This is a genomic window from Paenibacillus sp. FSL P2-0089 (assembly GCF_038595095.1).
In the GTDB taxonomy this organism is placed as follows: Bacteria; Bacillota; Bacilli; order Paenibacillales; family Paenibacillaceae; genus Paenibacillus_AQ; species Paenibacillus_AQ silagei.
On sequence record NZ_CP152006.1, the window covers coordinates 6,843,927 to 6,860,052 of the forward strand.

The 16,126-nt window shown below is 55.8% G+C and carries 13 protein-coding genes; 3 read left to right on the forward strand and 10 right to left on the reverse strand.

What is annotated here, in order from left to right:
- Positions 1-150: 150 nt before the first annotated feature.
- From NST69_RS29130 to NST69_RS29170, 9 genes are all read right to left on the reverse strand, one after another.
- A complete protein-coding gene (locus NST69_RS29130) occupies positions 151-1,821 on the reverse strand; it encodes an AarF/UbiB family protein (protein WP_342547804.1) in 1,671 nt (556 codons plus the stop codon).
- On the reverse strand, positions 1,822-2,169 hold the full coding sequence (locus NST69_RS29135; RefSeq protein ID WP_036728281.1) for an ATP synthase subunit B: 348 nt from the start codon (positions 2,167-2,169) through the stop codon (positions 1,822-1,824).
- A gap of 115 nt (positions 2,170-2,284) precedes the next feature.
- Positions 2,285-2,917: a ThuA domain-containing protein gene (locus NST69_RS29140; RefSeq protein WP_036728279.1), complete on the reverse strand. Its 633-nt coding sequence runs from the start codon at positions 2,915-2,917 to the stop codon at positions 2,285-2,287.
- Between the two features lie 61 nt (positions 2,918-2,978).
- The gene (locus NST69_RS29145; protein WP_342547805.1) at positions 2,979-3,791 is read right to left on the reverse strand and encodes a uroporphyrinogen-III synthase; all 813 of its coding nucleotides are present in this window, start codon (positions 3,789-3,791) and stop codon (positions 2,979-2,981) included.
- Between the two features lie 91 nt (positions 3,792-3,882).
- Positions 3,883-5,937 carry a methyl-accepting chemotaxis protein gene (locus tag NST69_RS29150; RefSeq protein WP_342547806.1) on the reverse strand — a complete coding sequence of 685 codons (2,055 nt, stop codon included), beginning with the start codon at positions 5,935-5,937 and terminating at the stop codon, positions 3,883-3,885.
- A gap of 235 nt (positions 5,938-6,172) precedes the next feature.
- A complete protein-coding gene (locus NST69_RS29155; protein WP_036692190.1) occupies positions 6,173-6,574 on the reverse strand; it encodes a transcriptional repressor in 402 nt (133 codons plus the stop codon).
- Positions 6,575-6,641: 67 nt separating this feature from the next.
- Positions 6,642-7,757 carry a Ger(x)C family spore germination protein gene (locus NST69_RS29160; RefSeq protein WP_342547807.1) on the reverse strand — a complete coding sequence of 372 codons (1,116 nt, stop codon included), beginning with the start codon at positions 7,755-7,757 and terminating at the stop codon, positions 6,642-6,644.
- The gene (locus tag NST69_RS29165) at positions 7,754-8,851 is read right to left on the reverse strand and encodes a GerAB/ArcD/ProY family transporter (protein WP_342547808.1); all 1,098 of its coding nucleotides are present in this window, start codon (positions 8,849-8,851) and stop codon (positions 7,754-7,756) included. Before NST69_RS29165 ends, NST69_RS29160 begins: the two co-directional genes overlap by 4 nt.
- Positions 8,851-10,218, reverse strand: a complete 1,368-nt coding sequence (locus tag NST69_RS29170; protein WP_342547809.1) for a spore germination protein — start codon at positions 10,216-10,218, stop codon at positions 8,851-8,853. The genes NST69_RS29165 and NST69_RS29170 overlap by 1 nt, the downstream gene beginning before the upstream one ends.
- Before the next feature lie 155 nt (positions 10,219-10,373).
- Between NST69_RS29170 and NST69_RS29175 the strand changes: the two genes are divergently transcribed.
- The 3 genes from NST69_RS29175 to NST69_RS29185 all read left to right on the forward strand — a co-directional run bounded on the left by NST69_RS29175 (position 10,374) and on the right by NST69_RS29185 (position 13,191).
- Positions 10,374-11,927 carry an FAD-dependent oxidoreductase gene (locus tag NST69_RS29175; RefSeq protein ID WP_342547810.1) on the forward strand — a complete coding sequence of 518 codons (1,554 nt, stop codon included), beginning with the start codon at positions 10,374-10,376 and terminating at the stop codon, positions 11,925-11,927.
- A gap of 184 nt (positions 11,928-12,111) precedes the next feature.
- Positions 12,112-12,831, forward strand: a complete 720-nt coding sequence (locus NST69_RS29180; protein ID WP_036728266.1) for a 3-ketoacyl-ACP reductase — start codon at positions 12,112-12,114, stop codon at positions 12,829-12,831.
- A 39-nt stretch (positions 12,832-12,870) separates the two neighbouring features.
- Complete coding sequence (locus NST69_RS29185) at positions 12,871-13,191, forward strand: antibiotic biosynthesis monooxygenase (protein WP_342547812.1); 321 nt, start codon at positions 12,871-12,873, stop codon at positions 13,189-13,191.
- A 152-nt stretch (positions 13,192-13,343) separates the two neighbouring features.
- Here NST69_RS29185 and NST69_RS29190 read toward each other — a convergent pair whose 3' ends face one another.
- Positions 13,344-15,572: an MMPL family transporter gene (locus tag NST69_RS29190; protein WP_342547814.1), complete on the reverse strand. Its 2,229-nt coding sequence runs from the start codon at positions 15,570-15,572 to the stop codon at positions 13,344-13,346.
- Positions 15,573-16,126 lie beyond the last annotated feature (554 nt).

Below are 16,126 nucleotides of genomic sequence, written 5' to 3' on the forward strand. Positions count from 1 at the left end.
CGGCGCAGCAGCGATCCACCGGACGTTCAGACGGCACTCCATTTGCGTTCCATTACACTTTAATTGTGGCAAGTTATCTTAATATTGTACTTGATTTTGCAACCTTTGTGTGCATTCGGCGAAGAATAATTATTTATCCGTCTCTTCCGGCTAGAATCTGCCAGATTTGAAGATGGAGAACAGCAGCCACAGAATCATCAGCAGCGCGATGACCGAGCCGATCTCGACAATCGGGAAGTCCCAGAGCAGCGACGGCTCGCCGCGCAGGGAGGAGGCCACAATCAGTCCGGCCATGATGATGCTGAAGGCCAGCAGCACGATACTGAAGGAGAGGCGGTTGCCGATCCGGCTGAACTTATGCTCCAGGTCCTGCAGCTCGGGGACCCCGATCTCCACCCTCAGCTTCCCCTTGCTGATCAGCGAGGAGAGCTGCCGGGCCTGAGCGGGAAGCTCAACCAGACTCTCGGCAAGATCAGCTACCCCGCCCAGCAGCTTGCGCTGCAGACGGCTTCCGCTGAAGCGCTGCTTGATCAGCCGCCTGCCGAACGGCTCGGCCATCTGCATAATGCTGAAAGCCGGGTCCAGGCTGGCGACCATGCCCTCCAGGGTCAGCATCGTCTTGCCCAGCAGCGCCAGATCCGGCGGAATGACCAGCCGGTGCTTGCGGGCAATGCTGAACAGATCATTCAGCGCCTTGCCGATGCTGACCTGCTTGAACGGGATATCATAATACTGCTCGCGCAGCCGGTCCATATCCTCGTGCAGTGCCATCCGGTCGGCGTCCTCCGGGATCACTCCCAGGCGCAGAATGGCCCGTACCATCGAGTCCGTATTCTTGCGCATGAGTGCAATCACCAGCGCGGACAGGCCATCCTTCATCTCCTCGCTAAGCCGCCCGACCATTCCGAAGTCGATCAGGGCCAGCTTTCCGTCCTCCAGCACCATGACATTGCCGGGATGCGGATCGGCATGAAAGAAGCCATGAATAAAAATCTGATTCAGCATCATCTCCACGAGCTGCTGGGCAATTGTCTTAAGCTTCATGCCCGAGTTCACCAGCTCGTCCTTGCGGTTCAGTGTAATCCCTTCCATATACTCCATAGTCAGAACCCTTGTGGAGCTGAAATCCCAGTAGATGGCCGGAATATAGATGTTATCTTGAGCAGACAGCTGCCCGGCTATACGCTCGGCATTGCGCCCTTCCTGGGCATAATCCAGCTCCGCCAGCAGTGCCCGGGAGAATTCCTCGACCATCCGGGCTAATCCGTATTGCCTGGCCCAGTCCATCTTGCGCTCGGCGAGCAGACTTAGATCCGATAGAATCTCAAGATCCCTGCCCATCGTCCGCATGACGCCTGGACGTTGTATTTTGACCGCAACACTCTGTCCGCCATGCAGCACAGCGCGGTGCACCTGGCCGATGGAGGCGGCAGCGAGCGGATTGTTCTCGAAGTATTCGAAGACCGCATCAATAGGCTGGTCCAGCTCCTGCTCCAGAATATTGCGGGCCGTCTCGGCTGAGAACGGCGGCACATTGTCCTGCAGCTTGACCAGCTCCTGAATAATCGCATCAGGCAGCAGATCGGAGCGCGTACTGGCAAGCTGGCCCAATTTGACGAAGGTCGGCCCCAGCTCCTCCAGCACCCTTCGGACCCGTTCAGCGAGGGTCACACTTTCATGAACCTCCTGTGTGATGATCCGGCGGGGAAGCGACAGAAGATGGTAGAGGCCCAGTTCCTCCACCATATAGCCGAAGCCATGACGCATAAGCGCCATGGCGATTGCCCGGTAACGTCCGGCATGCCTTATGCGGACAGCCATTTATTCCGTACGCTGTTCCGGCACGGTGGTCTCCTGGGGTGACTTGCCCTCAAGCTCGGCAACACGGCCCTCAAGCTGGGCAATGCGCGACTCCAGCCTGGTGATATCCTCCTGCACAGGTACCTTAAGCTCCTTCAGCACCCGCTGAACCTGCTCCTGCACGGCAGACTTGAACACACCCCGTTCTTCATCTCCGCGCTCTACCAGCCGTTCCACCAGCGCTTTGGATTCCGATGGGGCCAGCTCGCCCCGCTTTACCAGCTCGTCAACGACCTTCTCAACCTTCTCCTTGCTGACAATGGTGAGGCCTACGCCTAATGAGATAGCTTTCTTCAACAGATCACTCATGGTACTTCCCTCCCAAAGATTGCAGTTATGGATAAAGTATACCCCTTCGCCCGCCATTTCACAAAATAACCCCACAAAGTGGGGCTAAGCTTCGATATTGCCGATTATTTGCTGATTATCTGGGGATACGCGCCGCCCAGGTGGCTGCCCGCAGAATCAGCTGACGAACAGCCGGATGCCGGAACGACGGCTCATGATGGCCGGGCATCAGATAGACCACCCGTCCCAGGCCATAGCTGTGGCACCAGGCCGCAGGCAGCATCTCCCCGTCCGCTTCGTATTCGAGCAGAATCTGCTTCTCGGTGAACGGATCGAACTCGAACCGGTACGGCTCTTCATCGAGCTGGAAGTCTTCGATGCCTTCGGTAATATCATGCTCCTGCACCTTGAACTGAAGCGGAGTATAAGCCGGATGGCCGGTGAATCTGGCACCGATCAGCTGAGCCAGCTCATAACGCTTCGCCAGGGATACCCCGGTGTGCAGGACAATCAGACCGCCTCCTCCGCTGACATAGCTCAGCAGACCTGCCGTTTGCTGCGGAGATACGGTTTCATTCCACAATTCATTATATGCGATGCACAGATCATATCCGGACAAATGCTCGCTTAGCATCAGCTTCTTGTTCTCCGAGCATTGTACCGTCAGAAGCTCATTCAGAATTTCACTGACCTGCTTGTCCACACCTTGCAACGGGTGAAACCGGGGGTGTGTGTAATCGCCTAACAACAGGCATTTTCTCTTGTCCATAGGTCTCCTCCTCCATATCTCTCTGTAATTGTAGTAGTAAATGTAATTGAACAGCCTGCTGCTACCGGTTAGCCGCAATATAGCGGCCCAGGGTAACGAACATGCTGCCCATCCGCTCGTGCTCCGGCATGACAATCCGCTTCACGCCTTCTTCCTTCAGGGCCTCCGAGGTCATACGGCCGACAGATACCGCCAGCACCTTCTCTTCAAAAGCCTGCACCAACGCCGCAAGCTGCCCCTGCTCCCGCGCATGCTGTGCCAGGAAGCGGAATTGCGGCGCACTTGTGAACGCCACTGCATCCACCTGTCCTTCGGTGATCTCTGTGAGCAGCAGCTCCAGCGCTCCAGGCTCCGGCTGAGTATACCGGTAAGGCTGAACACAGCTTACGGCTGCGCCCGCCTGCTCCAGCCAACCGATTAGCTGCGGGGCAGTCTCCCCATGCAGCTGAAGCATGACCCGCTTGCCCTGCAGATCATAGTCCTGCAGGCCGCGAATCAGTCCGGCAGAGCTGCCGTCATCGTCACGTACGACCGGCTCAAGTCCCCGTTTCTTCAGGGCATTCACTGTCTTATAACCACGGGCAGCAACAGGTGAGCCAGAGAGAACCTCCAGGAAGCGGTCCGCAAGCGCCAGCTTCGCAGCCGTCTCGAATAATGCGTCCAGCCCCATACCGGTAGTCAGAATAGCCAGATCCGGCGGCTGCTCTGTCCAGGCAATCAGCCCCTCACGCAGGGCGGCATCATCCAGAAAGGTTGTCCCTTGAGCGGGACGGTGCAGCGCGGTTCCTCCCATATTCTCTACCAGCTTGGCCATGTCTTCCGCTTTACGCGGACCGGCCAGGGCTACGGTAATGCCCTTTAATTGCTCTGCCATGAACGCTTCTCCCCTTCATCACCCCGTATTGTTGCTTACCAGTATACTTGCAAAGTGAGGTAAAAGAAAAGACCAGACCGCATATTCGGCCTCATGAATTCTGCTGATCCCCAGCGAGGTTCTCCCCCGGCTTGACCGCTTCCGGCGCAGCAGGAGCCTGGTTTCCCGGGTACAGCTTGAAGCGTCCGACCAGCTGCTGCAATTCATCGGCTTGCCGGCTCAGGTCGGCTGAGGAAGAGGCGATCTCTTCCACCGAGGCAAGCTGCTGCTGGGCGGCTGCCGAGATCGTCTCGGTACTGCCTGCCGCAGCCTCGGTAATGCCGCGGATCTCGTTAATAGCTTGATCCAGACTATCTGCTTCTGCAGTCAGGGTCTGAACGCCTTCGTTCATTCCGCCTATAGTCTCCGCGGCCCCCTTAATCGCCCTGCGGATACGCGAGAACGAACGTCCCGTTGTATCCACAGCCATAATGCCGTCCATCACCTTAGTCTTCGCATCCTCCATGCTTGCCGTAGCCCGGAGCATCTCTGAATGGATAGAGGCAACCTGCTCGGAGATCAGGCTTGCTGACTTTCCGGATTCTTCCGCAAGCTTGCGGACCTCCGAGGCTACCACAGCGAACCCGCGGCCCTGTTCACCGGCTCTGGCCGCTTCTATGGACGCATTCAGCGCCAGCAGGTTCGTCTGCCGCGAGATTCCCGAGATCACTCCGGTAATCCCCTGGATCTGCCCGACCCGCTCACTCAGCTGATCGATGACCTTGCCCATCTCCTCCACGGTCTCATGAATGCCGTTGATTTTGTCGACTACGCTGATGACCGAATCATTGCCCTCCGAAGCCGACAGCGAGGTCTTGTCCATCATTACCGACACCTGCTGCATGAACTCCGAGATATGGGCTACCTCGGTGGTGGTGGCAGCCGTGCTTGCCATTCCTTTATGTACACTGTTGACCTGCTGCTGCGTGCCCGCTGCCACCTCCTGGATGGCCACTGTCACATGCTCTATAGCCTTGGTCGTCTGCTCTGCCCCCGCGCTCAGCTGCTCCGCGGAGAAAGAGACATTATTCGTCATGGTCTGCACCCCGATAATCATCTGCCGCAGATTCTCCACCATCAGGCGGAAATTCCCGGCCAGCCGGCCGATCTCATCCCCCCGGAATTCCCCGATATCCTCCGACAGGTCGCCGCCGGCAATCCGCTCGGTTGCCTTGCGCAGGCGGATCAGCGGCTTCAGAATCGACGCAATGTTGAAATAGATCAGCACCAGCGCCAGCAGCACGGATACAGAGATGACCAGCCAGACCGTCTCACGGATGCCGCTGGTTGCCTGCGTAATCTCATTCAAGCTGATGGTGCCTCCGATTCGCCAGCCCGTCAGCTCATTCACCATGAAGGTCATCTTCTTGGGTGCATCCTTATATACATAATCGAAGCTTCCGCTCTCACTCCCGAACATCTGCTTCACGAACTCAAGCGAGGATTCCGCGCCAATCGCTTCTGTGGGATGAACCAGGAATTTCTTGCTGCTGTCGATAATCAGAATATAGCCCTCCTGACCGACCTTGATATCCGTCATACCGGCAAGGGAGGACAGATTCAGATCAAGACTGACTACGCCGTCCCCGTCTGCGAGCACCGCCGATACCGCAATGGCGCTCTCCCCGTTCACCGTCTGAAATACCGGTGAGATCACAGTGCCGCTGCCCTGCTTAAGCGCATTGATATATGTATTCTCCTTGCGCGGATCATAGCCTTCCGGCAGCTCCAGCTCTGCCGCTCGGATGCTCTTGCCTTTGCTGGTTCCGGCATAAATATCAAGCACATCGGGATGCAGCGCGGCATACTCCCGCAATCTGTTCTCCAGTGCAGGCGACGCCAGTCCGGCCGCCTCGTTATTAATGGAATCTGCCGGAAGCTGTCCGGCGAAATAGAGAATATCATCTATTTTCGACTGAATATTGGAACTTATGATCTGGTTCACTGCAACTACACTTTCCTGGGCATTATTGGTAAGCTGCTCCCCTATGTTGCTGCTGGCCGATTGATAGGTTAACCAGCCTATAATGATGCTCGGTACCAGCAGGACAAGCAGATAGGTAGTAATCAGCTTCGTACGGATGTTCAGACGCACCTTTTTATTCATATAATGGACTCACTCTCTCTTTCATTCTTCCTGGGTCTTAAGAAGGATCATAGCGGCAGCTTTATATATAATTAAATATCAGCCCCCGAAACCCTCTTTTTTCCGGCAATTAATGATAATTTCCCTATATTTATTGATAATTTTTATAGGAGCACAGCAAAAAGACCGTTTCCATGAAAACGGTCTTTTGTTATATTCCGTTACTAAGCGAGCCAGCATACCTCATACAAACGTCCTAGTTCTGGCGTGAATTCCTGCTCTGGCAGGCCGGGCAGATGCCTCCGAATACCACATGCGTATGAGTGATCGAATAGCCTGTATCTGCTGCCACCGAGTCGCTCCACTCCTGCGGGACCTGGCTCATCACTTCATCCACGGCACCGCAGATTTCACAGACAATATGCTGGTGGTCGTCCAGGCGCGCATCATACCGGCTGGCCGCCTCGCCCAGCTTCAGCTCGCGGATCATCTGCTTATCTGTAAGGTAGCGCAAGGAATTGTAGACCGTTCCATAAGCAAGGTTATGCCCCTGCTCAACCAGCCGGTTCATGACTTCCGCAGCGGTAGGGTGATCATGGGAATTGCGGACGATATCATACACGGCTTGACGCTGAGAGGTCAGGTTCAGGGTTCTCATCTTTATCATCCTCTAATTTGTTTTTAGATCAAGTATAAGTCCTGATGCCGGAAGCGTCAATGCGCCTCTACTTGATCATGCCGGAATACTTCACCTCCACTTGTGCATTCACCTGGAAGTTCAGCCGGGGATACAGCCTGCCCCATTCGGCCATCTCCGTGCCGTTATTCCAATGCCGTGCGCCGTAATGCAGTCCCCAGCCCAGCGGGTCCATGCCGCTGTCCCGGATCTTGACCAGCAGGGCCTTAACTGCACCGCCCAGCTCTGCTGCACCGGCCTTGCCAATATTTTCCAGCATATGGTGGGTGATCATCTCCTCCGTACTGTTTTCCTCCAGGATCGCCCGGATCTTAATGGTGTAGCGGATGTAAGGCTCTTCGTCCCGATTCGTCACAATCCGGTAACTGGAGGAGGAGCTCTCGGTGTAATACTGGTACATTCCGCTGCCGATATGGGCCGGAAAGTTCGTACGCAGATTGGAGCGGGACAGCAGGTTGAACAGCCGGGTCTCGTCCGGGGAGAGAACCAGCTTGATTTTTCTTTTATCCAGCAGGGCGATCTTGTCAATCAGGAACTGGTCCTTCTTCTGCGCTTCAATAACCGGCAATGTGGGGTCTATCCCATTCTCATAAATACTCCGCATCAGCTGGTAGGAATACACACTGGCGATGAAGGGCGATTCGGTGCCTTGCCCGCTCATTGCCAGAATCAGTGAGTTGGACGGAATGCGCTCTGACGGCGGCTTGACCTGAAGCACCTCCAGCGCCCCCGGCCTGCCCACGGCGAAATTAAGAATCAGCTGGATGTCTCTGCGCCGGACCGCCCAGTCCGTTACATGCCGGATATCGCTCTCGGCAAGCCCTTCCCCCAGAATTACCGATTTGCAGTGCACATAGTCGAGCTCCTTCTCCACCTTGGACTTCATTCTGCGCAGTGCTTCAGAGATACTATCCGATTCTTCGGTCAGGATCTGCATCTTCTCGTCAATCTTCGTGACATCCCCTTGCGGAATCGCCAGCTTCAGACTAACCTTGAACGTTCCTTCCTTCCGGCCGGGATCAATGCCAATAGCAACCACAAATATTCTCCGGTCAATATCCTTGAAATTGCAGCCTGTAAGGGCCAGGGTCATGGTTGCGGAGAGCAGCATCACCAGCAGAGTCCCGATTACTCTCGCTCTCACACTCTTCGCCTCCTTACCATCCAGTAGCACCAGAATAACAGCAGGATCAGCAGCAGCTCCCCGTACCAGCGGATATGCAGCAGGAATACCCCGAGCATATTAAGGTCGTACTGATCTATGCGCATCATGAGCAGGGTGCCCGCTGCAAAAACCGCCAGAATGACGATCTCCTGCCACTGCCTGGTCTTAGGTCTACCGGGGGAGGAGGGGAGCTGGCTGAGGAGCAGCTCTTTGCCGACATGCCACTGGATAATGGCACTGACGAGCGCCAGTGTGCTGTAAGCAAAATAAAAAATAAAAAGCATACGCTCAATCAAAAACGCTTCAATCCGGATGCTATCCGCTGTAGTGAACCAGGTGTACACATGCCGCTCGACGCCAACTGTCCCGTGATATCCAATGGGCACATAGAACGTGATGGCCAGCACGAGCAGCCCCTCCAGACTCAGAATCCAGATATGCTTCAGCTTCAAGCCATGAAATACCCGGTTGAAGACCGCCATATTAATGTAGCCGCTGAATGTAAAGGTCGCTGCCGCAAGGCTGTTCCGGTCGGGAGGATGCAGGGCATGTGTCATGATCTGCAGCACGGCGTCCCAGCTAAAGTCCGGGTTCACCACCGCCTTGACTGTCGTGTACAGAATTAAGGGCAGGGTGATAGCCAGTGTAATTTCCAGTCCATAGAGCAGGGACAGCGAGTCTATTCTGGCACAGAGGCAGGTTAATATCAGGAACCCGAGCAAGACTGCCATCGGTCCGGTGTCCGGACTGATGAACCGCAGGGTAATATCCACAAAGGACAGAAGAATCAGCGCCCCGGCCAGATACCAGAGAACCGCATATACGATAATCAGCGGAGAGGCTAGCAGCCTCGGCATCACTGAACCAAAGATCTCTGGCAGTCCCTTCCCCGGGAATTTACGGATGACTCTGGTGAACAGGTAGATGAACAGGGTGCCCGTAGCCACCGCAATCAGGATGGAGGACTGCGCACCGTCGAAGCGGGCATCTATCAGCTCCCGTGGGGTGAAGTTAATGATATTGATCAGGGAGTTCATGAGAAACAGACAGTAGAAATAGCGGCTGTTTGCCATTAGGAGCCCCCGCTTTTCTTCTTCAGTGACGCTCCCAGCGAATCAAGGACGAACATCTTGAAATACGGCTGGCCGAAGCTGCGCTGGCTGCATAAGTACAGCGTGAAGCCCACCAGGCAGATCACGACACCGACGAGCCCGAGCACAGCTGCGGCAATGACAAAGAAATACTTTAGCACACGGATGGAGAAGCTCATCATATTCAGCGGAACCAGGAAATTGGATATCGCCACTACGGAGACGAGAATAATCATAATGTTGCCGATCAGCCCCGCCGCTGTAGCAGCCTGCCCCAGGATCAGACCGCCGACCGTGGTCGCTGTAGGACCGATGGCTCTGGGCAGACGCAAGCTGGCCTCCGTCAGGAACTCCATCATAATCATCATCAGAATCACCTCGACAAAAGAAGGATAAGGCACCGTAGCGCGGCTTCCCCCGATCAGCAGGGCGATCTGCACCCGCACAATCTCCGGATTGTATGAGGTGAAGGCAATGTACAAGGCCGGCAGCCATAACGTCATGGCCACGCCCAGAATGCGCAGCAGCTTCAGGAAGCGGCCGACGAAGGGCAGATGGATTTTGTCATCCATGGCGGTGAAGAAATCATTGAATATGGACGGAAGCACAATCGCATACCCGGTCGTATCCAGCAGGACCGCCACCTTGCCCTCTGCCAGATTGAATACCACCCGGTCGGGGCGCTCGGTTACTATGGTCTTGGGAAAAATGCGCAGCTTGTCGCTGCTGATATATTTCTCCAGTTCACCGGCAGCCTGCAGAATGTCGAGCTTCAGCGAATCCAGCTTCTCTTTTAACTCCGCCAGCACCTGGTGATTCACCCGGCTCTCGTCGTAGAGAATCGCCACCTTGGTCTTGGACACATTGCCGATAACGGTAAATTCCATCTTGAGCGCAGAGGACAGATAACGCCGCCGGATCAGATTGAGGTTCACCGCCAGACTCTCCCCCAGCGCATCAGAAGGGCCTTGGCTGATGCTCTCCGTAATCGTCTCCTTGATACTGCTGGCCTCCGCCCGGAGGACATCGAAGCAGCAGAGCTTGCCCTCCCGCCCAATACAGGCATAGCCGCTGAGCAGAAGATCCAGAGCACGCTGCCCGTCTGTCACCTCTTCACTGCCGGGGTAATCGGCCACATAGCTGTAGTAGGCTGCGGGATGGCCCATCTCGTAGAACGGAGCAATAATATTGCGGCTGATGGCCTGTCCGTCTGTCACGCTTTTGATATAGAGCAGGCTGACCTGTCCCGCCGGAATCGTCAAGACCTTGTCTTCAAGGTCGCCGAACCCGCTTAGCTGGCTTCTGATCCATTCGAGCAGAACCGCCTGTGTATGCTGTTGTTCCGACATAGGTCTCTGCCCCTCTCCGCCCGCTGCTCCGTGAATTTCTTCTTAGGTTGGCACTTTCTGGCGGTTTTCATGCACCTGCCGGGGGAGCGGGGCGTTTCTTTTCACGGAAGAGTGGTAATAAATGAAATGGATCATCACTTAGGAGGGACTAGACTATGAGCACACAGGAACCCCGTCCGCAAGGTCTTCCGCAATTTCCGGAATCGTTATGGATAGACAGTACAGGTCTGCCGTCTTTTCCGGTGCTTGCGGAAGATCATGTCACAGACGTAGCTATTGTAGGGGCAGGAATTACCGGGATTACTACCGCTTATCTGCTGTCCAAGGCCGGATATAAGGTCACACTACTTGAAGCCGGGCAGATTCTCGGCGGGGCCACCGGCTATACCAGCGCCAAAATCTCCGCCCAGCACGGCATGATCTATCATGATCTGCTGAAGCATTTCGGCGAAGAGCAGGCCCGGATGTATTATCAGTCGAATAGCGAGGCCATGGAATGGATGATTGCCACAGCGGAGGAGCTGGACCTGTCCTGCGGGATGAAGCGGGAGGCGGCCTACCTGTATGCAGATCAAGGTGACGAGAAGACGCTGAAGGCGCTGAATAAGGAATTCGAGGCTTACGGCAAGCTGGGACTGCCCGGAGAGTGGCTGGATCAGGTCCCCCTGCCGCTGGGCGCGGGCGGGGCCATCCGTATGCCGGATCAGGCCCGCTTTCACCCGTTGGAGTACCTGAAGGGACTGCTGCAGGCGGTTCTGGACAGGGGCGGCGCCGTATTTGAGCATACGATGATCGGAGAGAAGGTTGATACGGACGGACAGATAACCCTGCATACCGAGGGAGAGAAGCTCCAGATCCGCTGCCGCCATGCCGTGTCGGCTTCCCACTTCCCCTTCTATGACGGCGGCTCCCTCTACTTCTCACGGCTGCATGCCGAACGCTCCTACTGTCTGGCGTTCGAGCCGGAGACGGATTATGAGGGCGGCATGTATCTGAGTGCCGGTGAACCGGCCCGTTCGCTGCGGGCAGTGGAATGGGGAGACCGGAAGCTGGTCATCGCCGGCGGGGAGAACCACAAGACGGGTCAAGGCATTTGTACGTTCGGCCATTATGAGAATCTGGAGCGGTTCGCCGGGGAGCTGCTGGGCATCCGCAGTATTCCGTTCCGCTGGTCCACCCAGGATTTGATCACGCTGGACCGGGTGCCCTATATCGGCAAGCGTGCCGAGGACGAGGAGATCTATATCGCCACCGGCTTCGGAAAATGGGGCATGACGAACGGAACCGTGGCTGCCCGCCTGATCGCAGATGGCATTCTGGGGAGCAGCAATCCCTACACCGGGTTATATGATCCCTCACGCTTCAAAGCCGTTCCAGCCATCAAGAACTTCATCGTGCAGAACTTCTCGGTCGCCAAGGAGCTGGTGGCCGGCAAAGTGGAGATTGTACACACCAAGACGAAGGATCTGGAGCCGGATCAGGGGGCTGTCGTCTTCCATGACGGCAAACGCGTAGGTGCCTACCGCGACCCTGAGGGCCAATTGCATCTCGTTGACAGAACCTGCACTCACATGGGCTGTGAATGCGAGTGGAATGACGCCGAGCGCTCCTGGGATTGCCCGTGTCATGGCTCCCGCTTCTCCTACGAAGGCGATGTGCTCGAAGGTCCGGCGACCGTGCCGCTTAAGACAATCACGCCGGAAGACTAAAGCGGGATGACCAGGAGCTGCGGGGCATTAGCGGCACAGGCGGCACAAGTGGTACCGGGGGCCTGGCGGTCTGCACTGCCGGAGCTGCGGCTCCGGCGTGATTGTGCCCGGCCGCTCAGGTATAATAGACAGTATCTTCTAGAATTACCCATCATTCTATATATAAGGAGCGTGACGACAGGTTATGGATTTGAGAGGAACCAGTATTGTCATTACAGGTGCAGGCAAGGGAATCGGCAAGGCGCTCGCTATGGCGCTGGCTAAGGAAGGCGCCAACCTGGGGCTGATCTCCAGAACCTCGGCGGATCTGGAGGCGCTGAAGGCGGCGCTGACCGAGGTGTACGACATCAAGGTCAGTATCGCTGTAGCCGATATTGCCGTACGTGAAGAAGCGGAGCGAGCGGTAGTGGCCCTGCAGAAGGACCTCGGCCCCTTCGACGCGCTTATTAACAATGCCGGGATCGCCCAGTTCGGCACGTTCCTGGAGATGGACCCGGCGGACTGGGAACGGCATATGCAGATCAACCTGTTCGGGGCCTATTATGTGACCCGCGCTGCACTGCCTGCGATGATCGAGCGTTCGAGCGGCAATATCATCAACATCTCCTCCACCGCAGGAGAACGCGGCTTCGCCACAGGCTCGGCCTACTGTGCTTCCAAGTTTGCGCTCATGGGCATGACAGAGTCCCTGGCGATGGAGGTGCGTAAGCATAATATCCGTGTCGTAGCGCTGACCCCAAGCACAGTGAATACAGGCCTTGCTGCCGATGCGGGTCTTAAGATCGGGGACGAGGACCGGATGATGCAGCCGGAGGATGTGGCCGAGCTGACGCTCGCTGCACTTAAGCTGCCTGACCGCGTCTTCCTGAAAACAGCAGGCATCTGGACCACAAATCCGCAATAACGAACGACATTACGTACAGCCCTACAAGGAGGACTTGGCATGCTGGTAGTTACCAATACGATTAAGATCAAGGAAGGACATGGTGAAGCGCTGGCCTCACGGTTCAGCGCAGATAAAGGGGTGCAGAGCATCCCCGGCTTCATCCGCATGGAGGTGTGGCGCGGCGCTCCCAAGGAAGGCGTGGAGGAGCTGAAGATCAGCACCGTCTGGGAGAATGAGGAAGCGCTGAACGGCTGGACCTCAAGTCCCGCCTTCCGGGACTCGCACCGCGGTGCCGGCCGGAACGAAGCCATTGTCGGCTCCTCGCTGGACAAGTACGAGCTGCTGCACAGCCGTACTCCGGATGTCCAGGCTGACTAGCTCAGCTCAAAAGAAGGGCTTCTCCCTTTAATAGAGATTAGCTGGCAAAAACAAAAAAATCGCTCCTTTCGGGATGGTTGATGGATCTTCCATTTTCCCGAAAGGGCGATTTCTTTGTTGTTTTTTCAGAAAATTGTAGAACTAACTACTTCTTACCGCTGTGTATCCGAAGCAGAGGCTTCACTTACTTCCTGATGCTTACCCGGCCAGAAGGCCAGACGGCCGAAGAGAACAGTGATAGCCGGTACCAGGAAGGGACGGACCACGAAGGTATCCAGCAGGACACCGATCGCAGTGATGATGCCGAACTGGACCAGCACCTGAATAGGTAGGCTTGCCAGCACGGCGAAAGTACCGGCCAGGATTAATCCGGCGGAGGTAATGACCGAGCCGGTCTCATTCACACCTTCTGCAATCGCCTGCTTCAGCGGCATATGCTTCCGCTTTTTCCAGATATTCGAGATCATGAAGATGTTGTAATCCTCCCCTAGCGCCACCAGGAAGACGAAGGAATATAGCGGAATGGCCCCTTGAATCGCATCTGCACCGAGCACGTAATGAATGATGATCCAGCCCAGGCCAAGAGCCGAGAAGAATGATAGAATTACTGTCCCCACCAGATATACTGTGGCTACGACAGATCTGAGATAGACCAGCAGCAGCACCGTAATCAGGCCGATAACGACCGGGATGATCAGATCGGTGTCACGTTCCCCAAGCTCCTTGGTATCGTGCTGGGTAGCGGTCTGGCCGCTGATCCATACCTTATCCTGTGCGTTCTCAATCCCGGATTCCGTCAGAGCCGACTCAACCGTAGCCTGAAGTGCAGGGATACGGTCCATTGCCTCAATCGAATACGGATTGTCCTTGAACTCGATATCATAGGCGGTAATCTTCGGGTTGACGGCCCCCTGCTGCGGGTCTGAGACCACATCCACGTAGGACAGGCTGCTCAGCACGGATTTCAGGTCTTCTCCGCCGGATAACCCTTCTGTATCGACCATCAGCTTGGCGGGTGCCAGCTCACCAGGGGAGAATTGCTTGCCGATCAGGTCGAAGCCTTCCCGCGACTCCATAGTCTTCGGGAATGACGACAGAATATCATAGGTGAACTTAATTCCGCTGGAGAATGAGGCCAGCACTCCCAGAAGTACTACGGTAATTCCGACAATGGCCCACGGACGGGATACCACCAGGTACCCGATTCCCTTACGGCGGGCAGGCTGCGGCTGCGGCACCGGTCTGCCCTTGGCCTTGGCCCGCTCTGCTTCCATCTGCGGCGTGCGCGGCACGAACGGGAAGAAGGAGGTCCGTCCGAAGATCGCCAGCAAGGCCGGAACCAGGGTCAGACTGGCTACTCCCATAATCAGAATGGAGACGCTGAACGGCACTGCAAACCGGTGGTACGCGCCGTATTTGGCCAGCAGCAGAGCGAAGAGGGCCAGCACCACCGTGAAGCCGCTCATCGCAATCGCCCCGGAGGAGTGGGAAATGGCGCTCAGCAGTGCGCGCCCCTTATTCTCCTCCACCTTCAGCATCTGACGGAAGCGCGAGATCAGGAACAGGCAATAGTCTGTCCCTGCCCCGAAGAGCAGCACCGTCATGATCGAGACCGCCTGCGAATCCACTGTAATCCAGCCTTCCCTGGCCATCAGGCCAAGCACCGGGCTGGTTACGCCATAAGCGAAGCCTACAGCAACCAGCGGAATCAGCGCCAGAATCGGTGAACGGTAGATCAGCAGCAGGAAGACCAGCACCAGAATGACAGTGGCAATCAGCAGCGACACATCGGCATTCTTGAACAGCCCTGTAGCATCTACCGAGATTCCGACCGGGCCGGATACGCGCAGGCTCAAGTCTCCGCTGTCCGGCTTGGCGGCAGACGGGTCAGTCCCCGTCTCCGTCCGGACCAGCTCCTTCAGGCTCTTCAGCGACTCTCCGAGCTGGTCGCTGTCCGCCGTCTTGTCGAACAGCACCGGGGTGACCAGCGTGCTCCGGTCCTCCGACAAGGACGCCTGCAGCGCCTGCGGCGGCAGCTTGCCCAGCGGAGGAACGAAGTTCTGATGCATAAGAGGCTGCTGCTCAAGCTTGCTGTATACTGCTGTTATATGTACGAGATCCTCCTCCGCGATTCCTCCGTCACGATGCCATACGAGCAGTGCCGGCACTCCGCTTCCGGCCGGAAATTCTCTCTCAGCAACGACCGATGCCCGCACCGATTGTGAATCCTCCGGCAGATTGGAGGCATTGTTAGCAACCTGTGAATTCACTGATGGCCATAGCATCGTAAGCACCCCGACCAGTGCAACCCACACCAGCAGAGTAATCCATTTGGTCTTGCTCCCTGCTACCCATTTTCCGTAGCCCGACATACCTTTCATCCTCTCTCCTATCCGTCCGCCCAAGTAGAAACGGCTGTGCTGTCCTTTTAAAGGACGACACCGTTTCAGCGAGAAATATAAGGATAATTTATAGCGCGAAACATATAAATTCTTATATTTCAAAAAATGAGCCGCGGGTCATTTTGATATCCTTATCATATATACCCCGAAAATTTTAAGCAAATCTTTTTTCTGAAATGTTGAAAAACTAGAGTGATCACTGCCGCTGCTGCCCGGAAACAGCTGACTCAATGCCGCTAATAACGGGTGATCGTAGACACTCTCTCTAGTATTATCTGGAGAATTCGATTTAGACCTGCTTTTGAATCCGCAGACAGAAATGTTGCAGGAATTGCAACTTCCGCTAACAGATAAGCTGATAATTCGAGGAATGCTGTATAAAATGCAGGAAAGGCTAGGTTGGTGGAGTCGAGTAGTGGCATAGTTAAGTGGTGAGCTGATGTGTGAGTTGCAAAAAAAGCGTTCATAACAGAGAATGTCCGAAGACGCTCTGCATGAACGCTAGGTGATGCCTGGCTGTGACCTACAGCCGG